Genomic DNA, 22,093 nt, shown 5'->3' with positions numbered 1-22,093 from the left:
CGCTTTCGTTTTGCGAACGTGGCTGCAAAGATAAGGACTTTTATTTTAAACTTCCAAATTATTTCGGAACTTTTTTTTCTAAAAGTTTGTTTCATCATTTTGTACCGGCGTTCTCTCGAATGCGGGTGCAAAAGTAGTGTTATAAAACATAACCTCCAAACTTTTCCGGTATTATTTTTCAAGTTTTTTTCACGAGGGGGATCGCGTACATTAATAATACGTCGATATCCATTCTCGGCTCACGTGGCCCACCACGTGGCCTCACGTGTCACCACGTGCACTTAAAACAAGTGCTCCACGAGTACATTTGCACGTATGAAAACGACAAAAACGATCTTGGCCCCGATAGGAAATCACACAGAAAAAACGGCTTTTAGCTCATGAAATCATGCGAAATGCACTTGGTTTTAGTGCTTTCGGATCACGTAAACGTGGGTAAGGACCCATTATATCGCCCCCCAAAGACCCAAAAAGCCGAAGAGGGAAGAACCACACAAACAACTGTATATCCACATGTTAAGGCATCAGGAAAATTCCCCGGCAAAAATCCTAGGGCGCAAAAGGCGCATCTTTACGCTTTCAAAGAAACATTTTTAGAAAAATAATATTTACATCACTCTACAGACAAGAGGGGTATAAACGTTATTTACAGAAAAAGTTTTAGAAACATACGTAAAGATGCGCCCTTTGCGCCCTAACCTATCAGCAACATCCCTAATACGGGATACAAAAAAGTCAATGGGACACGGCCGTAAAGTCATTGAGAAACCATCTCTATTCCATTGACTTTACCACCGTTTCCCATTGAGATACTATCGCAAACCAGACACTTCAAGGACGGAAACTCATTCCCCGAAAAGAAACTTACAATCCCGTTCGGCCGCCGGTCTCGTCCAATCCTGCGGGATCATTTGCCATTGGTTTAAAGGTTGTGGGCTAAGTACGCCCTTTTCCTTTATATATTGAATCATATAATAACGGAGGTCTTTATCGGTCGAATGAATGATACGACTCTTTAACTCGTCTTGGGGAATACCGGCCCCTTTCGTCAATAACTCACCTCCTCCATTACCTCGGTAAGAGTTGAGAGCTACTTTATACGTTTTATTCTCGTCGAAAGGCCTGTTATCCGCCATTTTCAAGATCGTAATCTTCTCACCCTCTGGTTTCGTTACGTCCACGGTGTAAATGATACCAGCTGCGGAGTCAAAGTTAAAACTGAAGTTGACGAATGAGACATAATTCTCCTGTCCTTTCTTTCTCTCTTTCAATAATAAGACATGATCGTCCGGAGATTTCATCCGGTTGGTCCACATAGCGTATGATTCCTCCAAGAAACCTTTGATCTCGGCTCCCGTCAAATTCATCGTATAAAGCATATTCTCATATTTGTAAAGACTGAACATATCGCTGATCGTGATATCCCCTTTATCTATTTTTGCGTCAAAGGATAACGGGGCGGCAAAAGAGACGTCCGCACCAGTCAACTCCAATTGTAAAGAGTGAATAAAATCAATAAAAGCGGATGGCCCAAAGTAAGCGGGACGGGTCGCGATACTCTCCGTAAAAGTTCCCACCTTCTCGGAGACAAAATCATTCACCGCTTTGTATTGCGGAGCGAATTTCTCCATAAACTCCTTGCTAGGCTCCAACTTATCCACATCCGTCAAAACACCCGATACTTGTTTGTCCAAAACCTTTCCATGCTCCATCTTTAACACGACATCAACGGAACCGACTACACGCCCATTACTTGCCGGATTTATCAATAACACGGAATCTCCCTCGATATTCGCCACCTTACCACAATACCGGCGATGATCATGCCCCATCATAACCACATCGAAGCCCGGAATGCGCTGGGCAACCTCCATCGACGCATCCTCACGGTACTGGCCGGACATGGTACGAGCCTCGTTTCCCGCATGAAAGATACCTACCACAACATCCGGCTTCTCCTTCTCCTGAATGATCTTCATCCATTTACGGGCCGTCTCTTCCATATCGGCGAAATAAAGACCTTGCCACAGAGTCTCCGGCAACCATACAGGAATAGCCGGAGTAATCATCCCCAGTACAACGATCTTCACACCGTCACGCTCAAATACCTCATAGGGCTTTAAATAGGTCTCCCGGTCGGAGGTACGGATAATATTGGCACCCAAGATTGGGAAATCACATTGTTTGATCCAACGATCGAAAACGGCATGGCCAGCCTCTACATCATGGTTACCCATATTTCCCGCATTGTACCCCATATAATTCATCATGGCGGAAGCTATATGCGTAGAGACCGTATCCATGAAATTATAATAATACGCCGAAGGTTGTCCTTGCAAGATATCGCCATTATCCAATAGCAAAAGGTTATCGCCATACGCCCGGCGTTCTTCTTGCACGAACGAATATACCCGTGCCAGACTTCCTCCCCACTCCCGCTGCTCGATAAAATTATACGGGAAGAAGTTTCCATGGATATCACTGGTTTCCACTAATTTCAACTTTACTTCCTTCGTTGTCGCCGACAGACCGAGAGCGACCAGCAGCAATAAGGCAATTGAATAAACTCGTCTCATATCAGGATTTTAGATAGATTAATGACGCGAAGATAACGAAATAACCTGTTCGCCCGGTTTCAACGGGATTTCTTTTCCATTCCAGATAAATATACCCGTAGTACCTTCCGGCAAGACCAGACGGGCGGTTCCCTCACCTCTCTCATCCAATTTATAAGCGGCGGTCACGCTTCCAAGCGGATGTGGGATCGTACCGGAAACCTCCTTCAGTTTTCCCAAAGACGGAGTGATCCGTATCTTCCTAAATCCGGGAGCATCGCTATCTATCCCCAACAAGATCCGGTAAAACTCGATATTCGGACTGGCTCCCCAAGCATGGCAATCAGAACGGGATGGCTCCGGCATCTCTGCCCATGTGGTCAATCCCAACGCCATCTGATCCCGCCATATTTGTAAGTTATCCAAAAACTGATCCCCTAAACCGGAAACTTTCAACGCTTGATTCAAGTAATAACGGAAATAGATCGTACACTGGATCAAGCTCGTATCCGCCAAGGTTTGGTTCATCACCTTTACGGCCTCCTCCCCTTTCGTAACCCCAGTCAAGATCGCCAAGGCGTTCACATGCTGGGAATAGCCGCGATGATCCTGCGTATCGGCGAATAGATTACGGGCAGCGTCCCAATATTTCGGGCGGATCGTCTTACGCATCTCGGTAGCGATCTTCCGGTAATGATCCGCCATGGCAGGGAGGCCGATCGCTTGTTCCATCTCCGCCGCAAACTCCAAGGTCATTATATACATCAAATCTTGGAGCGCCGAGTTTCCCTCTTTCTCCCGTATCGGCTCGCCATAATCAAAACCGGCCGCCCAATCCACGAAGAACCAATGAGGAACGTAGGACAAACTATAATCCGGCTTCAACCATTGCTCGTACCACGACAAAACCTGACGGTAAGCGGGAAGCAAGGTCTTCATGTATGCCTCATCCCCACGGTACATCCAATAATCGTGCCCCATACAAATCCACCAGAGAGAGAACGAGGATATAAACTGATGTACGCTAGACGGATATCGGCTCATCGTAATCCCTTCCGCCACCATGGACTGCCGTCCTTGCTCTATGGCATTCTTCACCATATAAGGGTCTGATGTATTATACATGGAAATCATTGCCTGTATGCGTGTATCCCCGAAATATTGCAGTTGCTCGTAATACGGGCAGTCCATATACGTCTCATTGGCGCACAGACGGGCGGTACGCCATCCTATCTTGAGCATACGGCCCAGCTCCTCATGTCCCGGAGCGGAGAATGTGGTCTCGTTACGGAAAGGATAGGCGGAGAAAGTCCCATACATATCCTCAATCACCAAAGGCTCGGAAGCCGTCTTCACTTTCAACTCCACATATCTCCATGTACGCCACCACAGGGACGTGAAGAGACGATTATCTCCCCCATCAGCCAGTATCTTATCCCCGTACCCGATAAACTGCTTATCCGTCAACTCGTCCCGATGTCCCTTGCCATTCAACGCATACGATTTAGTGGTCGATTCCTCTTCTTGCTTATAGAGGGCTTCCGAATAACCGATATGGATCTCGGCCTCCTTTCCTTTGCTGAAGGCTAAGGAGAAATAACCCGTCGTCAAGTAATCATTATCCAGAAGCAAGCGGACCTCTGTATTCGCCGGGATCGTCAAAGCTTTTGGCCAGTAAGGAAATCCTTGCGGGCATTCGATCCCTTCCGACCGGCGGAGCTTGGCCAGCCGCTCGATCCGGCTGTCCATCGGAGGTATCGGGCTAGGAACCAGCAACCGTCCCGGGTAATCTCTCGATCCTTTCGTGGCACCCTCCATGCCCCGTACGGCCTTCTCCCATTTCCTGTCGTCGTAATCCGGTTGTTCCCAGCCCCAAGGATAAGCGGAGGCTTCCAGTTCCTCACCCGGGCCAGCCACGTAATACCCCAATACCTGCCATTCGGTCCAAGGAGCATACGCCTTATTACGCAGGCAGACCCAAGTGGTATCCGTATTTACCACCGCCTCATGCCCCGTATTGCCTTGCAGGATAAAACCCGTCTGATCGTAACTGATCTGGGCGACAGGTTTCCGCTCGGCATAATTCCAGACAACGGAGGCCAGCGTATTCTTCCCTTTCCTCAGATAAGGAGCCAGATCCACCGTCTCGAAACTCCAGTTATAGATATCCCCACGGGCCGGGCCCAAGGATACCAATTTCCCGTTTACATATAATTTATAACGGTTATCGGCGGAAACATGGACGATAAACCGGGAAGGAACCACCTCCAGATCGAACGATTTACGAAAATGATAGACCCCATATACATTCGGGGCCTCACCCGGGTAGGAGATCCAACGGGCTTTCCATCGTCCCTCGAAAAGAGAAGGATCGATCTTCTCCTGATTATACCCTTTCAGGCTAATCTGGGAGGAAAGGGAAAAGGCTTGAAACACAAAAAGCAAAAGGAATAAATAGGTTTTCATACAAACACGGTATTATTTGAGATTAACGATCCGAACAAAGGTACAAAAAAAGAGAAAGCGCCAAAAGAACTTTTGCTTTTTGACGCTTTCCCTCACAATATACCGGATGCCCAGTCCTCCATTAGAAGAATATCTCCGGCTCCCTGCGTGCGCTAAAGTTCTTATGGAGCATCGCCGTGTAAGGAGTATCGAAAGTACGTGCGCCCTCGGGACACTCTTTCACGCAGGCGCAACATTTGATACATAGGTTCGGGTCGCTATACATACCCTCGTCTGCCAAGGATATCGCATGTGTAGGACACACATCCACGCAATACTCACATTGCGTACATAAATCGTTATCCGTAACAGGAGCTTGAGGAGTGGAAGGGCCTTTCACCCGATACGGGAAATTACCTTTCACCTCCAAGGCGGACAAGCATTCCACGCAGGAAACCTTCTCCAGCTCCTCGATAATCTTTTTCCCGAATTCCGTAGCCTGATTAAGATCCGACTCGTCCGGACGCCCCTCGGCAATGGGCATCCCCTTGCGGCTGAAAGAATGCTCGCCAATAAACGCTCCGGCAGCCACAGGTACGAACCCCTGTTCCGACACTAAATCACAGAGCTCTTTCAAGGCATCCTCATAATCCCGGTTCCCATACAGTACCACGGGGACTACCGGCGCATGGTGGGCAGAACGGAACATGCGAAAACGTTCCATGGCAGTCTCCGCCACACGGCCACCGTATACAGGAGCGGCTATAATCGTCAGCTCATCATCAATATACTCTTCCATATCCAGACTCTCACAAGTGACATCCGACTCGGACATCGAAGTGGCACCCATTCCTTCCGCTATCGCGTAAACGATCTTGGCGGACGTGTGTGTCGGAGAAAAATAAATTAAATGTATGTTACTATATTTCATGATTCTTATTTTAACGCACCCTCTATTTTAGTCATTAACTCAGCAAATTCCTCATCGGTATAGCCTTTGCTCGTATAAATGATCTTCCCGTCTTTTCCGACCAAATAGCCACGAGGGATCAAGTTCTTGGCGAAAGCGCCGAAAATAGCCCGGTCCTTATCGGGATACAAAGGAAAATCGAAGCCTTTTTTCTCGTTATATTTCTGTAGATCGGCATCGGAATGCTCACGCCCGATCACCAAGAGAACGAAGTCCTTGTTGTTCTTGTATTTCGGCCAGAGGGTTTGTTGGACAGCGGCCAATTCTTTTTGGCAGGGAGGACACCAAGTGGCGAAGAAATTCACGAGGATCACTTTTCCCTTTAACGAAGCGGACTGCAACTTACTCCCGTTGTCGGAAACAATCGTAAATGACGGCATGGCATCGCCGACCTTCACGATATCGGAGTTATCCTCCTGAGCTTTGCCTACGAAAGCTAATAACGCTAGTAAACTAACCAATAAATACTTCTTCATAACCTTAATCATTTCTCGTTTAGGATTCAGCGACAAAGATACATTAAAATTCTCATCAAACCGCATAATTCTAAGGCTTACGAAAGTTCTACGGTGCCGTACCTACCCCTCGACAACGCCTACGGAGTTTTTTCGATGCTGTACCTACCCCTCGACAGTGCCTCCAGAGTTTTTTTGATGCCGTACCTACCCCTCGACAGCTCTTCTAAAAGTTCTAGGGGGTTAGATGTTAAAAAAAACGTACGTGAAACCCGGAGATGTCACGTACGCTGATATCATGCAAACCCGGAGAAAGATTTACCGCAAACTTTGCGCTAAGTCATAACCGGCTTTCAATGCCTTTAGGTTCATATTAACTATATCCTCGCCCTTACGACCGAATATCTGACGGATTCCCGCCTCGATCTTATCATACTCGATCCCGATAAATGGGGCAGCTGCACCCAACATCACGATATTGGCGGCACGGACAGAACCCGCTTCCTTGGCGATCTCCTCCACGTCCAATACGACCTTGTGAGGGAGCTTGTCCAACTCGGCGTTCACTTTCTCGATCTCCGGATAGTTCGGGATGTTCACGAACGGACGGGAGTTCGTCACCAGCCAACCCTCTTTCTTCAGGTAAGGCAGATAACGCAAGCTCTCCATCGGTTCCAAGGAGATGATCAAATCGGCGTGGCCCTTCGGGATCAAGTCCGAGGCGATCGGCTCGTCGGAAAGACGCAGGTTAGACTGCACGTCTCCCCCCCGTTGACTCATACCGTGTACTTCCGCTTGCTTCATATACAGACCTTCTTTTAAGGCGGCTTCTCCAATAACGGCGGCGATAGAAAGGATACCCTGTCCTCCTACACCTGATAGTATAATATCTGTTTTCATTTCTTGCTTGCTTTTTTCTTTCTGGTTAATGTCTGGATACACTCACGGCGGGGGATCAATACGGATACGCCCTTGTACTCGATTTCCTCACGGATGATAGACTTCATCTCCTCGAAGTTCTTTTTTAAAGGAACCATCACACGGATGTGAGCCGGGTCCACACCGATACCGGCGCAGATAGACTCCAGACGTCCTGTTCCGGCGGAATCCTGCCCTCCGGTCATGGCCGTCGTCTCATTATCGGAGATAACGATGGTGATATTCGTGTTCTCGTTCACGCAATCCAGCAAACCAGTCATACCGGAATGGGTAAACGTAGAATCGCCGATCACGGAGATAGCCGGGAATACACCCGCGTCGGAAGCGCCCTTCGCCATCGTGATGGAGGCGCCCATATCGATACAAGAATCGATCGCACGGAAAGGAGGCAAAGCTCCCAAGGTATAACAGCCGATATCGCCAAACACCTTAGCCGTACCGTTATACTCGGCGATCACCTCGTTCAAGGCCTCATACATATCCCGGTGTCCACAACCTTGGCACAAGGCGGGCGGACGTTGCTCAACCACCTCGGGGATCGCGTAATAGCTCTGGATCTCCTTACCCAAGGCTTTGCCTACCGCGTCTGGCGTAAGCTCGCCGTCACGCTGAAGCGTACCGTCCAGACGGCCATGAACCGTCACGCCTTTCGCCAAGAAACCTTTTAATTGCTCTTCAACGACCGGATATCCCTCTTCCAACACCAAGATCTCCTTACACTCGCCAACGATCTTCTCCACTTGCTTTCTCGGAAGCGGATACTGGGAGATCTTCAATACGGGATGCTCGAAACCGTCCGGATAATTCTCGGAAAGATAATTGAAAGCGATACCCGTCGTGATGATACCCAAGTCTTTATTCGGGGCATCGAAATACTTATTATACGCGGAATTCTCGGAAGCTTCCGTGAAAGCCTCTTGAGACGCCAGCAAACTCTTGAAACGTTTACGAGCCAATGCCGGGAGTAAGATAAAACGTTGACGACCGTCTTCCGGACAATTCATCCGGTTCTCCGGCTTCAACGGGCTGGTTACGACACCGGCACGAGAATGCGCCATACGGGTCGTTACACGCAGCAAGATAGGATACCCTAATTTCTCGGATAACTCGAATCCATGATATACCATATCATAAGCCTCTTGCTGGCTGGATGGCTCAAACATCGGGATCATGGCGAAATTGCCATAAATACGGTTGTCTTGCTCATTCTGGGAAGAGTGCATGGATGGGTCGTCGGCCGTAAGGATGATCATACCTCCGTTGATACCGCTCATAGCGGCGTTCATAAAGCAATCGGCGGCTACATTCAAACCCACGTGCTTCATGCAGCAAAGCGCACGTTTACCGGCATAGCACATACCCAAAGCGGCTTCCATGGCGGTTTTCTCATTCGCGCTCCAGCGACAATGGATACCTCTTTCCTTCGTTACCGGAGAACCTTGGATATATTCTGTGATTTCAGTAGAAGGGGTTCCCGGGTATGCGTATACCCCGGAGATTCCAGCGTCTATAGCGGCTTGCGCTATGGCCTCGTCCCCCAAAAATAAATGTTTTTCCATGTGTATCTGTTTTCTTAATATTGACTATTCACACTATTTAGCCGCCAAAGGTAATGAAAAATGTTCAATTTAGAATGAGAGACTTATGATTTATACTAGATCCATTACCGTATCCGGCGCCTATTCAACTCCGCCCGATACCGGTTGGCATTACGGTTATGCTCCGCCAACGTCACGGCGAAATTATGCCGTCCCGAGAAATCCTCCTTAGCGCACATGTATAAGTATTTATGTTTCGTATGATTCAATACGCTATTCAAGCCCTTGATAGTAGGAATCCGTAGAGGACCGGGAGGCAGGCCCGCATATTTATAGGTATTATAGGGAGAATCTATTTCCAAATGCTCAAATAAGATACGTTGCAAAGAAAAATCCCCCACCGCGAACTTTACGGTAGGGTCTGCCTGTAAAGGAATACCAGCATGAAGGCGGTTGATATAAAGCCCCGCCACGATTGGATATTCGTCCGATGCCGCCGTCTCCTCTTCTACGATAGAAGCCAAGATAGATACCTCGACTGGAGTAAGCCCGATCTCCTCTGCCTTTTTCAATCGTTCCGGTGTCCAGAAAGCGTCATATTCACGCTTCATGCGACGTATAAATTTATCCGCGGATATATTCCAATAAATCTCATAGGTATTAGGAATGAAGAGGGCATTGATCGTTTCCGGGGTAAAACCTAAAGAGTCGCAATACACAGAATCATTCAATAGACGCAAGAGATTTTCCTTCCCGAACATCAATTGATCACTTATACGTTCCGCCAAATCTTCCTTGAAACGGACATTATTAAAAGTAACACGGGCCGCAACTTGATGTCCTCTCCGCAAGTCATTCAATAAGGTTAAATTACTCATGCCGGGCTTCACGGCGTATCGACCGGTACGCATGGACGCAGGATACTTCAACAATCCACTCAATTGCTTAAAGCTACCGATACGGAGACAGTTCGCCGAATCCCTCAACTGCCGGCAAAGATCATCAAAATCCTTTTTATCATCTATATAGACATAGACCGTCTTATCCGGCTTAAAATTCGGAGCCCAAGCCAAACGGTACACCCAAAAGCCTCCACCGCCTATCAAAACAACGAGAATCGCTATCAAGGCGATAATTATCGGGCGCCTCGATAAAATTTGTTTGTTCAAATCCATGAATAATCTATTGAATATCAGAATAAGGCACAAAAGTAGTATCTTTTTTCGAAAAAAATGATGTGCAAAGCCTTGTTTATTTAAAATTATAGTTCTACCTTTGCATCGCAATTCTAAGGAAGAAGCACAGAACACACAAGGAAGTGTGGGTGAGTGGCTGAAACCACCAGTTTGCTAAACTGACGTACTCGTAAGGGTACCGGGGGTTCGAATCCCCCCGCTTCCGCAAAGAGCCAACTAATAAATTTATTAGTTGGTTTTTTTGTTTTTAAGCCAACCGAATTAAAGTGTTTCATATATTTGTCATATTTGAACTTATCGTAAGTCGATCTGTTATTAAAAGGAGATAATTAAATATATACATTATGACAATTGCTTTTATCCGAACATATAATAATAAGCAAAACTCCGAGGTCCAAGAAGCTGTGATCCGGGAATTTGCCGAATCTCAGAAGATAGAGATCGGGAAGTGGGCTAAAGAGGTGGGAAATAGTCCTCGTGCGAACCGCAGACTGGAAAGTATTGTCAAATCTTTAAGTCCCGGGGATGAGATACTTGTGTCCGATATATCCCGTGTGAGCCGTAAGATGATCGAGATCATCCATATCATTTTGCTTTGTATAGAGCGAAAGGTAACGCTTCGTAGCGTAAGCGACGGATATGTGTTCGAGGATAATATCGACAGTAAGACTTTGGCCTTTACCTTCGGTCTGGTCTCCGAGATCGAGCGAAAGCTGGTCTCTATCCGTACGAAGGAAGCCCTTGCCTTGATCAGAAGTAAAGGTGTGGTGCTGGGCCGTCCGAAAGGTAGTCAACAAATGGGACGCTTGGAGCCTTATAAGGAACAAATCGAGAAAGACTTGAAAGATCCGAGCTTGACTTACGCCCAGATAGCGGAGAAATACAATGTATCGCTAAGTAGCTTCAAACGCTTTCTGAAAGAGTATCTTCCCGATAAGAAAAAGAAGAAGAAGAAATAATGATTCAATGTGCCAATATGCCAATGAAATACCAGAAGTGGATAATTCAGATATTAGCATATTCGCATATTGGCACATTGAATCATTATTATTTCTCTATACGGATACGGGCGTCTACAGCGAACAAGCCTCTATCCGTAGCCACCAACGGATTTATATCCATTTCCTTTATCTCGCTGGCAAAACGCAATAAGGTAGAGAGGCGAACGATAATGTCCGCATATTGTTGCTCGTCGATGCCCTTTTGCCCACGCGTACCTTTAATGATCGGATACCCTCTCAAAGAACGAATCATTGAATAAGTCTCATCATATGATAACGGTGCCAAACCATAAGACACATCCTTCAATACCTCCACGAAGATTCCACCCAACCCGCAAAGTACCACATGGCCGAAACGATCCTCATATTTAGCTCCCAAGAATAATTCCTGTCCTTTCAACATCGGTTGTACCATGATGCCCGTAACACCCGGCAGACGCATCATACGTTCATACTCGAACAATAAATGCTCTTCTCCACGGATATTCAAGGCCACACCACCGATATCGCTCTTATGCACAGGCCCCACAACCTTGGCTACCACCGGATATTTCACCCTCTTGGCAAAAGCCAGCAACGCATCCCTATCATCCGAAGCATATTCCTCCACTAACGGGATATTAGCGGCACGCAACAATGTACGCACTTCCTCCGGATTTAAATAACCGCTACCCGGCAACCGGTCTATGATACGACGAACTTCCGGTACATCCACGCCATATAGCTGGATATCCGTGCTCATCGGTTTCGGCGTATTGATCACCCGTGAAAGGGCGGTACCCAATGTCACCTCGTCCGAGAAGTTCACATGGCCTTTCTTGACAAAGCTCTTCACCTCCGGTCCGGCCGTTACGATAGACGGTAATATCGGGAAGATCGGCTTCTTGCACTCTTCCATCTTTTTATGAAGTACCTCGTAGGTATCATAAAGTTTTACCAAACCGGGACTACCGAAGATGACCATCATCAAATCCACATTATCGAAACGATTCTCACAGAAATCGATGGCTGTAGCCAGATGTTCCGGTGTCCCCGTACCGATAATATCAATCGGATTACCGACAGCGGCACCCGGATACAGTTTGGATTTCAACTCATCAGCGATAGGGCCTTCCAAACTAGGAACATTCAAACGCCCCTTGGATAAAGCGTCCGCCAGCATTACCGCAGGCCCTCCGGCATGTGTCACGATCGCACAATTCTTCCCTTTCACGTCTTTCAAGGTAAAGATACTCGCCACGGTAGTCAATTCCTCACGGCTAAAACAACGCACGATACCCGCCTTACGGAACAAAGCCTCCACGGCAGAGTCCGAACTAGCGATAGCGCCCGTATGCGAAGAGGCAGCTCGCTTTCCCGACTCCGTACTTCCCGCCTTGATAGCGGCGATCTTGCATCCCTTACGTATCAAGGAAGACGCATGATACAACAATTTATCCGGTTGCTTGATTTGCTCGATATACAACATCTTGATCTTGGAATCCAATACCGGATCAAAGTTCCGATCCATATATTCAAGGATATCCTCTACTCCATTCTGCTTGGAGTTCCCAACCGACCAAACAGAAGAGAAACGCAGCCCTTTTGTCAGCGCCGACTCGATAATGAACAAGGCCGTACCGCCGGAGCTAGAGATGAAATCCACGCCATCGGGATGGAATTCCGGTATCGGTTGCGTAAACACGCCATGATAATTCATATTCATCAACCCTATACAGTTCGGGCCGATCAAGGAGGCTCCCGCCTCATTCACGACATCCAGCATCTGTTGTTCCAAGATACCGCCCTCGTGTGTCTCCTCGCCGAAGCCGGCCGAGATCACGATAAAAGCTTTTACCCCCTTTTGCCGGGCCAGCACTTCCATCACCTCGGGGCACGATTTACTCGGAATCGAGATGATCGCCAACTCCGTCTCCGGGATATCATGTACAGAAGGATAAGACTTGACGCCTTGCACGTCTGTCTCCTTGGCGTTTACCACACATAATTCTCCTTTATATTTTCCATCCAACAGGTTTCGCACGATACGACCGCCCGGTTTATGTACGTTGTTGGAACCTCCCACCACTACGATGCTTTGAGGATTAATCAATTCTCGGTTAATCATAACATTTTGATTAGTTAGATTCAATGAATGGGAGCAAATATAGTTTTTTTCTCCATTTATTCATTAAAACCCGGGGTATTTATTTACACTTTGCACTCTCTGTCTGCAACCAGTCACACCATGCATCCATCCCGTCTCCTTTCGTGGCGGATACCTCGAATATCTGGAGATGGTGATTTACCTTCAAGGCGTTTTCCCGAAGCACTTCCACTTTTGTATTCAGATAAGGAGCCAGATCAATCTTGTTGATTACGCAGATATCTGCCTCCTGAAAGATATGTGGGTATTTCAACGGTTTATCATCTCCCTCCGTCGTACTCACGATAACGACTTTCTTGGACTCTCCGAGATCGAACATGGCCGGACAGACCAGATTGCCGACATTCTCTATAAAAAGGATCGCTCCCTCCTTCGGATTCAGATGCTTAACGGCATGATTGACCATGTCGGCTTCCAAATGACAGCCGGTACCGGTATTTACCTGAAACACGGGAATCTCCAACGCCGCTATACGGTCGGCATCGTTTGAGGTTTGTTGATCGCCTTCTATCACATAGATCGGTCGCTTCGCTTTCAAACGGCGGATCGTCTCTTCCAGCAAAGTTGTCTTACCGGATCCGGGCGAACTCATCAAGTTCAGGCAGAACAGGTTCTTAGCCTCGAAATATCCCCGGTTTCGCTCCGCCAATAAGTTGTTACGTTGAAGTATATCTTGTTCCAGATTGATTACGATCCCTTCATCAGGATGGTGATGATGTTCATGGCCATGAGAATGCTCATGCGTATGATCGTGATGGTGATGATGCTCTCCGCATCCGCAAGTTCCGCACATAGTATTTAAGTTTTTATTTCATTAATATATCATTCCTTTTTAATAACAATCGACTTCACCCGAAGTTCCTTCCCTTTAAGGATTTTAACTAAATAGGAGCCACAATGGGGACAAGGGGAAAACAAGGCGTTCATTGGGAAAATGGTCTCACAGTCGCTACACTGTCCTTCCCCCTCAATATAATGACGGATAATCCGGGCCTTTTCCAGCTTGCTACCTTTTATGGCGCTATCCAATGCGAACGCTAAGGTTTGGATCTCTACGCCGGACAAATGTCCTATCTCTAACTCCAACTCTTCGACCACCGAGGCTCCCCGGTTATCCGCTTGTTCCTCGACCAGCTCCACGATACTACGGGCTATAGACAACTCATGCATATCTGATCTCTTTTAAAAGGGAGTCACCGAGGCGATCGTTAATTGCCCCACGGCTATCCCGCCATCGTTACAAGGTATACGAGACGGAATATAGACGGGGACCCCAGCCATGATGAACTGTCTCCTCATCGACTCCGTCAATAATTTATTCTGGAAACATCCTCCCGAGATAACCACTTGTGTCGCTTTCGTCCGTTTAATCAACAAGCGGGCTTTCTGCACAAACAAGGAAGCCAATGTCGTATGGAAACGGGCGGATATCAAGCTCACCGGGACCTCGTTCGTCTTATCATGCAATAATGCCTCAAACAAAGAATAAAAAGAGATTTCCTCTCCCTCCGCCGAGACGGGATACGCATAAGCGTTCCTCTCTCCCATCGCCGCCTGCTCCAATAAGACCGGAGCCTCCGCTTGGTGGCTGGAGACATCGCAAATCCCCAATAAAGAAGCTACCGCATCAAACAGCCGGCCAGCGCTGGATGTATAGGGTGTATTCACACCTTTCTCCATCATTCGTTCAAGCATAGCGATCCTTTCCGTGCCTATGCGTTCCACGAAATCGGCCGGATAAGGAATACCCGACGGTTCGTCCTTGAAATAATGCCACAAATAGGCGACAACCATTCGCCATGGCTCCTCAGCCGCCTTGTCGCCTCCCGGTAACGGGACATACTCAAAATGGGAAAGGCGACGGTATTTCGCTCGGTCACAAAAGAAGAACTCGCCTCCCCAAACCTTACCATCATCACCCAGACCTGTCCCATCCATCACGATAGCGAGAACCGGCTCATTCAATCCATGCTCCAACATACAAGCAGCGGCATGAGCATGATGATGTTGTACCTTTAATAAAGGTAAGGAAAGAGATTTCGAGATACGTTCCGCCTCTTGGCTGGAAAGATAATCCGGATGCAGATCACAAACCAATCGCTGGAGATTGAAACGAAACAAATGACGAAACCGCTCCATAGATTCCGTATAGAACCGGAAAGTCTCCCAGTTCTTTAAGTCGCCAATATATTGACTTTGCAGGATCGTCTCTCCTTTCCCCAAAGCGAACGTGTTCACTTTCTCCGCACCGAAAGCCATGATCCCCTCCACATTTGTATCCGTGAAAAAGGGTTCCGGCACATAGCCCCGGGAACGACGGATCAAGCAAGGTTGTCCTCCGCAGACCTGCAATACAGAATCATCTACCCGGTTATGGATCGGGCGATTATGATGCAAGAGGATCGCTACCTTTCCCGCTAATTGCGCCTCCGCATCCTCCGGGGTGATCGCTATCGGCAAATCGCTTAGATTCCCGCTGGTCATTACCAACGCAGGTATCCCTGTACGAGCAAACCAATCGTAATGAATCGGCATATAAGACAACATACATCCTAGCGTATGCATGCCCGGATTGATTCCGGAAGCTAACCGGCTCCGTTGCCTCAGCAGTACGATCGGACGGCGCCAAGAAACTAAGCATCGCTCCTCCATCGGCTCCGTTACCGTATAGACTTGCAGATGTTCCAGATCACGGAACATAACAGCGAATGGTTTGGTATCCCGCTGCTTTATCTCTCGCAGACGGGCAACCGCTCTCTCGTTCGAGGCATCACAAATCAAATGATAGCCTCCGATTCCTTTAGCCGCAATAACCTCTCCACCAAGCAATAAGCGAGAGGTAAGTTTCAATAAGGTCTCATAATCAATATAAGTCTCCTCGTTATAAGTCGCGTAATAAGTCGGGCCACAATGATTGCAAGCGACAGGTTGGGCATGGAAACGGCGATCGATAACATTCGTATATTCTTTCTCACAATCGGGACACATAAGGAAACCGCCCATCGTTGTCTGCGAACGGTCGTAAGGAAGGTCCCGGATAATAGAGAAGCGAGGGCCACAATGCGTACAATTAATAAAAGGATATCCGATTCGATGGGGTTGCGTAGTCCGGTCTCGCATACAATCCGCACAAACAGCGATATCAGGGGAGACCTGCGTGACCTCATCCGATTCTGAATGGCTGGGCGTAATCGTAAAATCGTCAAAATCATCTTCATCCATTTCCGTAGATGTATAGGAGATCCGATGGATATAAGCGACACGAGGATGCTCGGTCCGTATACGACTTATCAGCAAATCCCGATCATCCGGAGTAGCGGCAACCAAGATACGTACTCCATTATTCATATTCTCCACACAACCTTTCATCCCCAGATCTTTAGCGATCCGGTAGATAAAAGGGCGAAAACCAACCCCTTGAACCAAGCCTTGAATAATCAACGCATATATTTTATTCTTCGCCATAGCACAAATATAGGAATAAATGTCTAATCAGACACGAATCGACTATCGTATTTACTAAAGAGATATTATCTATCATCTTATAAATAATATTTATCAATTTTATCTTTCCCTCTTAAACATATTAAGTATCTTTGAGGTTATTAAATAAATTGAAACGATATGTGTTTAGCGGTACCCGGAAAGATTATCTCAATCGATCGAAGCATCCCCGAAATGACCATGGCTAAAGTTGATTTCGGAGGCATCCTAAAGAATATATGTATTGAATGGGTGGATGTGAAACAGGGGGATTATATCCTCGCTCACGCAGGGATCGCTATATCTGTTGTAGATGAGAAAGAAGCGGAGGAAACACTGAAAGACCTTAAAGAATTACAAAAGTGCGTTTCGTAGACGAATATAGAAGCAACGAGAAGGTACAAACTCTTCTGGAGGCCATCCGCAAAAAGGTGACACGGCCTTGGTATATCATGGAGATTTGTGGCGGGCAAACACATGCTATCGCCCGTTATCGGCTGGAAGAGATATTGCCGCCGGATATTCAACTGCTCCATGGGCCGGGCTGCCCGGTCTGTGTAACACCGGTCGAGACAATCGACTACGCCTTGAAGTTGGCGACACAGCCGAATGTGATCTTAGCCTCTTTCGGGGATATGATGCGAGTTCCGGGAAGTAAGGAGGATTTATTGAGCGTAAAAGCGAGAGGAGCGGATATCCGTATGCTATATACGCCCTTGGATGCCCTATCACTCGCCAAGGAGAACCCGGATAAGGAAATCGTATTCTTCGCGATTGGTTTTGAGACGACCGCACCTGTCCACCTCATGGCTTTGAAAGAGGCCATACGCCGAGGACTTCCGAACTTTTCCATATTGACTTCCTTATTCACGGTACCACCCGCTATCGAGACTATCTTATCAGATCCGGAAAGCAAAGTGAATGGCTTCCTGACAGCCGGACATGTCTGCGCCATCACAGGCAACAGGGCCTATCACCGATTAGCCGCCCACTATAAAATCCCGATGGTCGTCACCGGATTCGAGCCGGTAGATCTATTATATGGTATCTACCGCTGTGTCTCCCAGTTGGAAGCCGGAAGTTATGAGGTAGAGAACGCTTACAAACGGGCCGTTCCCGAGCAAGGGAATGCCGCCGCCCGCCAACTTATAGACGAGATGTTGGAACCTTGCGACCAAGACTGGCGGGGCATCGGAATCATCCCCTCCAGCGGGCTTCAACTTCGATCCGAATATAAAAGATATTCCTCCCGAATGAGATTTCAATTGCGTCCGGAAGAAAACCAAATCGCATCCGAATGTATCGCCGGACTGATTATGAGAGGTTTGAGGCAACCCTCGGACTGTCCCCATTTCGGGAAGGCCTGCCATCCCACCCATCCGCTGGGAGCCCCGATGGTCTCCTCGGAAGGGGTTTGTGCCGCTTATTATAGATATAAATAGAAAGATATGAATATACACTTGAATTGCCCGATTCCTTTTACCGACTCAGACCGTGTGTTACTAGCGCACGGAGGGGGAGGACGCATGACACACCAACTGATCAGCCAAGTATTTTATCCGGCTTTCCGGAACCCATTATTGGAGCAGGATCATGACGGATGCGTGTTCCCTATGGAAGAAGGGCGACTGGCCTACTCTACCGACTCCTTCGTGGTAGACCCGATCTTTTTCCCCGGAGGAGATATCGGTGATCTGGCGATCAACGGGACCGTTAACGATTTGGCTTGTTGTGGTGCCCGTCCTTTGTATCTGACCGCCGGGTTTATACTGGAAGAGGGCTTGCCTCTAGCAGATCTTCAGCGTATCGTACAATCCATGAAACGTGCGGCGGAGCGTGCCGGCGTACAGATCGTAGCAGGAGACACAAAAGTGGTGGAACGGGGCAAATGCGATAAATTGTTTATCAACACCAGTGGGATCGGGATCGTCCCTCCGGGCATACGAATCGCCCCAGACCAAGCGACTCCCGGCGATGTCGTCATTTGTAGCGGCCCGATTGGTCTACATGGTATCACGATCCTTTCCGCACGGGAAAGCTTGGGATTCGAGACGGATCTAAAAAGTGATACCGCTTCGCTAAACATTCTGATTTCTGAGCTGTTACATACTATAGGAGAGGTACATGTCTTACGTGACCCCACCCGAGGTGGCGTAAGCGGAACCCTCAACGAGATCGCCCAAGACGCTGGTGTGGATATCCTGCTGGACGAAGACGCCCTGCCTATTCCGGAAGCGGTACGTGCCGCATCCGAGATGCTAGGATTAGACCCACTCTATATAGCGAACGAAGGATTGGTTCTTGTGATCCTGCCGGAAAGCCTTGCGGAACAAGCGTTACCCCTTATGAGACGTTTTGAGGAGGGCAGGCAAGCGACCGTTATCGGCCGTATCACCAAGCAAAGCGGAGAGCAAGCCCGGGTCAAGATGAAGACATTATACGGTAACTACCGGATCATCGATATGCTAAGCGGGGAGCAACTCCCCCGTATTTGTTAGAATACTTAATTGCTGAGATATGGAAAATAAAAGACCGTCCGTTTACGAAGAGTGCCGTCAGAAAGGCATCTCCCGCCGGGACTTCCTGAAGTTCTGTACCACCATGGCCGCCCTGATGGGATTGGAGGCTTCGGGAGTGGCACAGGTAGTAAATGCCTTGGAGACGAAACCCCGCCTTCCGATCATCTGGCTACACCTACAGGAATGTACCTGTTGTACCGAATCGTTTATCCGTGCCGCCCACCCGATCGTGGCTACCTTGTTGTTAGACAAGATTTCCCTAGACTATACCGAGACGCTGATGGCCGCCGCCGGCGAACAGGCCGAGGCCGCTAAGGAAGAGACCATGAAAAAATATTACGGCAATTATCTGCTGATGATCGAGGGATCGTTACCTACAAAAGACGAGGCTTATTGTTGCGTAGGCGGCAAGAGTGCCTTGCAGATCACCGAAGAGGCCGCCGCAGGAGCTAAAGCGATCATCGCTTGGGGCAACTGCGCTTCCGCCGGTTGCGTGCAAGCGGCGAACCCGAATCCTACCGGCGCTAAAGGTATCCATAAAGTCATCAAAGGTAAACCTATTATTAATGTACAAGGCTGTCCTCCGATCGCCGACGTGATGGCGGGTGTCATTATCTATATGTTGACCTTCGATCGTATGCCACAATTGGATGGATTGGGCCGTCCGAAGATGTTCTACTCACGCCGGGTACATGATACGTGCTACCGCCGTGCGAATTTCGACGCCGGTTTGTTCGTGGAGAGCTTCGACGATGAGAACGCCAAGCATGGCTACTGCCTGTATAAAGTGGGATGTAAAGGTCCAAGCACCTATAACTCGTGCGGTATCATCAAATGGAACGAGGGCACCAGTTACCCAATCCAAAGCGGTCACCCCTGTTTAGGTTGCAGCGAGGAGAATTTCTGGGACAACAGCCCGTTCTATAAACGTATGCCCGATATACACGGATTCGGTATCGAGGCCACGGCGGATCAGATCGGTCTGGCTCTAGGAGCCGCTACCGCCGCCGGTATCGCCGTACATGCCGTAGCGACTAACATACGGAAAAAAGAGCTTATCGACAATGATGAGCAGGAAAGTAAATCTACGATCTAATAAAACAATACTATCATGTCAGAAAGAATTGTCATAGACCCCATTACCCGTATAGAAGGCCACCTGCGGGTAGAGGCTGAAATAGAAGGTGGCACTATCAAGAACGCCTATAGCTCGGGTACCATGGTGCGGGGCATCGAGAATATCGTAAAAGACCGGGATCCCCGGGATGTATGGGCTTTCGTAGGCCGTGTTTGCGGCGTATGTACTTCCATCCACTCGCTTGCCTCGGTACGGGCGGTCGAGAACGCACGGGGTATCGTGATCCCTCCCAACGCCAGTATGGTTCGTAATATCATGCAAGCCGTATTGTATATGCATGACCATACGGTGCATTTCTATCAATTGCATGCATTGGATTGGGTAGATGTGGTATCCGCCTTAAAAGCCGATCCGAAAGCCGCCGCTTTACTTGCCCAGCAACTTTCTCCATGGGCAAAGAATACCGAGGGGTATTTCACCGCCACACAACAACGGCTAAAGAAGTTCGTTGCCAGCGGGCAGCTTGGTATATTCGCCAATGGGTATTGGGGACATCCGGACTATAAACTTACGCCGGAACAGAACCTTATCGCTACCGTCCATTATCTGGACGCATTGGAATGGCAGAAAGAGGTCGTCAAGGTACACGCCGTGTTCGGGGGCAAGAATCCGCATCCAAACTATATCGTAGGCGGTATGCCTTGCAGCATCGACTTAAATGAGGCCAATGCGATCAACGCAGATCGACTCGCTCTGGTAAAGCAGAAACTAGAGGAGGCGAAAACATTCATCAATCAAGTTTATATCCCGGATTTATTGATGATCGCCAACGTTTATAAAGACAAATGGAGTAAGATTGGCGGAGGAGTACGAAACTATTTGTCTTACGGAGACTATCCGATGTTCGATCTCGGGGAAGTGGAAAGTTATAAGATCCCCAGAGGAATCGTTTTGGATCGTGACCTAAGCAAGGTACATCCCGTAGACGCTAACTCCCCTGAGGAAATCAAGGAGTACATTTATCATTCATGGTATAAATACACGCAAGGAGACAAAGCCGGTTTGCATCCCTACGAGGGAGAGACTCATCTGGAATATACCGGCCCTCGTCCCCCCTATAAGTTGCTGGACGTAGAGGATAAATATAGTTGGATCAAGACGCCACGGTGGAAACAGGAACCAATGGAAGTGGGTCCGTTAGCCCGTTTGATCGTAGCTTACGCCGCAGGGAAGGAACCCCAAAAGAGTATCGTAGACGAGACTTTACGTCAGCTCGACTTGCCGGTAGATGCTTTATTCTCTACCCTAGGACGCACCGCTGCTCGTGGATTGGAATGTAGAATGGCAGCAGACTGGGCCCTTGAGTTTTTCAACCAATTGATCAAGAACCTAGAGAACGGGGATTCCCGGATGGCAAACAGTGCCGAATGGGAACGGGAGAACTGGCCCGATCATGAGCAAGGCGTAGGATTAGCCGAAGCTCCCCGTGGAGCATTAGCCCATTTCATCGTGATCGACAAGAACCGGGTAAAGAACTACCAGATGGTAGTGCCTACTACTTGGAACGCCTCACCGAGGGATGAGAACGGCGTATTGTCCGCCTACGAGTCCGCTTTGATCGGTACGCCGATATACGATCCGAAGCAACCCTTAGAGATTCTTCGGACGATCCACTCTTTCGATCCTTGTCTGGCTTGTGCCGTGCATCTGTATGACGAGGAAGGAAAATATGTGCACCAAGTTGATACATTCTAAAAAACAATAGAGC

18 protein-coding genes and 1 tRNA gene are annotated in these 22,093 nt (G+C 48.2%); 8 read left to right on the top strand and 11 right to left on the bottom strand.

The features are described from left to right. Positions 1–380 precede the first annotated feature (380 nt). On the top strand, positions 381–605 hold the full coding sequence (locus ACESPU_RS18745) for a hypothetical protein (protein WP_005865070.1): 225 nt from the start codon (positions 381–383) through the stop codon (positions 603–605). Between the two features lie 240 nt (positions 606–845). On the opposite strand, the gene ACESPU_RS18740 is transcribed toward ACESPU_RS18745, so the two are convergent. From ACESPU_RS18740 to mltG, 7 genes are all read right to left on the bottom strand, one after another. Then, positions 846–2,576, bottom strand: a complete 1,731-nt coding sequence (locus ACESPU_RS18740; protein ID WP_057329439.1) for a bifunctional UDP-sugar hydrolase/5'-nucleotidase — start codon at positions 2,574–2,576, stop codon at positions 846–848. A gap of 18 nt (positions 2,577–2,594) precedes the next feature. After that, positions 2,595–5,021: an alpha-L-rhamnosidase N-terminal domain-containing protein gene (locus tag ACESPU_RS18735; RefSeq protein ID WP_158532983.1), complete on the bottom strand. Its 2,427-nt coding sequence runs from the start codon at positions 5,019–5,021 to the stop codon at positions 2,595–2,597. A gap of 121 nt (positions 5,022–5,142) precedes the next feature. Beyond that, complete coding sequence (locus ACESPU_RS18730; protein ID WP_005865064.1) at positions 5,143–5,931, bottom strand: 4Fe-4S binding protein; 789 nt, start codon at positions 5,929–5,931, stop codon at positions 5,143–5,145. A gap of 5 nt (positions 5,932–5,936) precedes the next feature. Beyond that, a complete protein-coding gene (locus ACESPU_RS18725) occupies positions 5,937–6,446 on the bottom strand; it encodes a TlpA disulfide reductase family protein (protein WP_008773307.1) in 510 nt (169 codons plus the stop codon). A gap of 297 nt (positions 6,447–6,743) precedes the next feature. Next, entirely contained in the window at positions 6,744–7,325 is a 582-nt protein-coding gene (locus ACESPU_RS18720; protein ID WP_034531934.1) for an indolepyruvate oxidoreductase subunit beta, read from the bottom strand. Then, positions 7,322–8,923 carry a thiamine pyrophosphate-dependent enzyme gene (locus ACESPU_RS18715; protein WP_008780255.1) on the bottom strand — a complete coding sequence of 534 codons (1,602 nt, stop codon included), beginning with the start codon at positions 8,921–8,923 and terminating at the stop codon, positions 7,322–7,324. The genes ACESPU_RS18720 and ACESPU_RS18715 overlap by 4 nt, the downstream gene beginning before the upstream one ends. Before the next feature lie 104 nt (positions 8,924–9,027). Next, positions 9,028–10,077, bottom strand: a complete 1,050-nt coding sequence (gene mltG / locus ACESPU_RS18710; RefSeq protein WP_122144931.1) for an endolytic transglycosylase MltG — start codon at positions 10,075–10,077, stop codon at positions 9,028–9,030. 139 nt (positions 10,078–10,216) lie between these two features. Here mltG and ACESPU_RS18705 point away from each other — a divergent pair. Continuing rightward, positions 10,217–10,303, top strand: a tRNA-Ser gene (locus ACESPU_RS18705). Positions 10,304–10,442: 139 nt separating this feature from the next. Further along, positions 10,443–11,057 (top strand): recombinase family protein, encoded by a 615-nt coding sequence (locus ACESPU_RS18700; RefSeq protein ID WP_008773311.1) that lies wholly within the window; start codon positions 10,443–10,445, stop codon positions 11,055–11,057. 88 nt (positions 11,058–11,145) lie between these two features. Here the strand turns inward: ACESPU_RS18700 and ACESPU_RS18695 are convergent, their stop codons facing one another. The 4 genes from ACESPU_RS18695 to hypF form a co-directional block, all read right to left on the bottom strand. Continuing rightward, positions 11,146–13,206, bottom strand: coding sequence for an acetate--CoA ligase family protein (locus tag ACESPU_RS18695; protein ID WP_122380888.1), 2,061 nt, complete (start codon positions 13,204–13,206; stop codon positions 11,146–11,148). 79 nt (positions 13,207–13,285) lie between these two features. Further along, entirely contained in the window at positions 13,286–14,038 is a 753-nt protein-coding gene (gene hypB / locus ACESPU_RS18690) for a hydrogenase nickel incorporation protein HypB (RefSeq protein ID WP_005865052.1), read from the bottom strand. A 29-nt stretch (positions 14,039–14,067) separates the two neighbouring features. Further along, positions 14,068–14,415 carry a hydrogenase maturation nickel metallochaperone HypA gene (gene hypA, locus ACESPU_RS18685; RefSeq protein ID WP_048928657.1) on the bottom strand — a complete coding sequence of 116 codons (348 nt, stop codon included), beginning with the start codon at positions 14,413–14,415 and terminating at the stop codon, positions 14,068–14,070. 12 nt (positions 14,416–14,427) lie between these two features. Next, positions 14,428–16,710 (bottom strand): carbamoyltransferase HypF, encoded by a 2,283-nt coding sequence (hypF, locus tag ACESPU_RS18680; protein WP_158532984.1) that lies wholly within the window; start codon positions 16,708–16,710, stop codon positions 14,428–14,430. Positions 16,711–16,869: 159 nt separating this feature from the next. Between hypF and ACESPU_RS18675 the strand changes: the two genes are divergently transcribed. The 5 genes from ACESPU_RS18675 to ACESPU_RS18655 are packed head-to-tail and all read left to right on the top strand — an operon-like array spanning position 16,870 to position 22,080. Continuing rightward, positions 16,870–17,103 (top strand): HypC/HybG/HupF family hydrogenase formation chaperone, encoded by a 234-nt coding sequence (locus ACESPU_RS18675; protein WP_005865048.1) that lies wholly within the window; start codon positions 16,870–16,872, stop codon positions 17,101–17,103. Then, positions 17,091–18,170: a hydrogenase formation protein HypD gene (gene hypD / locus ACESPU_RS18670; RefSeq protein ID WP_195284033.1), complete on the top strand. Its 1,080-nt coding sequence runs from the start codon at positions 17,091–17,093 to the stop codon at positions 18,168–18,170. Before ACESPU_RS18675 ends, hypD begins: the two co-directional genes overlap by 13 nt. A 6-nt stretch (positions 18,171–18,176) precedes the next feature. Further along, positions 18,177–19,226, top strand: coding sequence for a hydrogenase expression/formation protein HypE (hypE, locus tag ACESPU_RS18665; protein ID WP_122144927.1), 1,050 nt, complete (start codon positions 18,177–18,179; stop codon positions 19,224–19,226). A 19-nt stretch (positions 19,227–19,245) separates the two neighbouring features. Then, positions 19,246–20,343 carry a hydrogenase small subunit gene (locus tag ACESPU_RS18660; protein WP_122378992.1) on the top strand — a complete coding sequence of 366 codons (1,098 nt, stop codon included), beginning with the start codon at positions 19,246–19,248 and terminating at the stop codon, positions 20,341–20,343. A gap of 15 nt (positions 20,344–20,358) precedes the next feature. Next, positions 20,359–22,080 (top strand): nickel-dependent hydrogenase large subunit, encoded by a 1,722-nt coding sequence (locus ACESPU_RS18655; protein WP_005865041.1) that lies wholly within the window; start codon positions 20,359–20,361, stop codon positions 22,078–22,080. The last annotated feature ends 13 nt before the right edge of the window (positions 22,081–22,093 follow it).

This window comes from Parabacteroides sp. 20_3 (assembly GCF_964238835.1).
GTDB lineage: Bacteria > Bacteroidota > Bacteroidia > Bacteroidales > Tannerellaceae > Parabacteroides > Parabacteroides distasonis.
This window is presented reverse-complemented; position numbering and strand designations above follow the sequence as displayed.

What these genes read in the sequence shown, in the direction of transcription:
- ACESPU_RS18745 (WP_005865070.1), top strand. Translation starts at nt 381, where the DNA reads ATGAAATCATGCGAAATGCACTTGGTTTTAGTGCTTTCGGATCACGTA.
- ACESPU_RS18740 (WP_057329439.1), bottom strand. Translation starts at nt 2,576, where the DNA reads ATGAGACGAGTTTATTCAATTGCCTTATTGCTGCTGGTCGCTCTCGGT.
- ACESPU_RS18735 (WP_158532983.1), bottom strand. Translation starts at nt 5,021, where the DNA reads ATGAAAACCTATTTATTCCTTTTGCTTTTTGTGTTTCAAGCCTTTTCC.
- ACESPU_RS18730 (WP_005865064.1), bottom strand. Translation starts at nt 5,931, where the DNA reads ATGAAATATAGTAACATACATTTAATTTATTTTTCTCCGACACACACG.
- ACESPU_RS18725 (WP_008773307.1), bottom strand. Translation starts at nt 6,446, where the DNA reads ATGAAGAAGTATTTATTGGTTAGTTTACTAGCGTTATTAGCTTTCGTA.
- ACESPU_RS18720 (WP_034531934.1), bottom strand. Translation starts at nt 7,325, where the DNA reads ATGAAAACAGATATTATACTATCAGGTGTAGGAGGACAGGGTATCCTT.
- ACESPU_RS18715 (WP_008780255.1), bottom strand. Translation starts at nt 8,923, where the DNA reads ATGGAAAAACATTTATTTTTGGGGGACGAGGCCATAGCGCAAGCCGCT.
- mltG (WP_122144931.1), bottom strand. Translation starts at nt 10,077, where the DNA reads ATGGATTTGAACAAACAAATTTTATCGAGGCGCCCGATAATTATCGCC.
- ACESPU_RS18700 (WP_008773311.1), top strand. Translation starts at nt 10,443, where the DNA reads ATGACAATTGCTTTTATCCGAACATATAATAATAAGCAAAACTCCGAG.
- ACESPU_RS18695 (WP_122380888.1), bottom strand. Translation starts at nt 13,206, where the DNA reads ATGATTAACCGAGAATTGATTAATCCTCAAAGCATCGTAGTGGTGGGA.
- hypB (WP_005865052.1), bottom strand. Translation starts at nt 14,038, where the DNA reads ATGTGCGGAACTTGCGGATGCGGAGAGCATCATCACCATCACGATCAT.
- hypA (WP_048928657.1), bottom strand. Translation starts at nt 14,415, where the DNA reads ATGCATGAGTTGTCTATAGCCCGTAGTATCGTGGAGCTGGTCGAGGAA.
- hypF (WP_158532984.1), bottom strand. Translation starts at nt 16,710, where the DNA reads ATGGCGAAGAATAAAATATATGCGTTGATTATTCAAGGCTTGGTTCAA.
- ACESPU_RS18675 (WP_005865048.1), top strand. Translation starts at nt 16,870, where the DNA reads ATGTGTTTAGCGGTACCCGGAAAGATTATCTCAATCGATCGAAGCATC.
- hypE (WP_122144927.1), top strand. Translation starts at nt 18,177, where the DNA reads ATGAATATACACTTGAATTGCCCGATTCCTTTTACCGACTCAGACCGT.
- ACESPU_RS18660 (WP_122378992.1), top strand. Translation starts at nt 19,246, where the DNA reads ATGGAAAATAAAAGACCGTCCGTTTACGAAGAGTGCCGTCAGAAAGGC.
- ACESPU_RS18655 (WP_005865041.1), top strand. Translation starts at nt 20,359, where the DNA reads ATGTCAGAAAGAATTGTCATAGACCCCATTACCCGTATAGAAGGCCAC.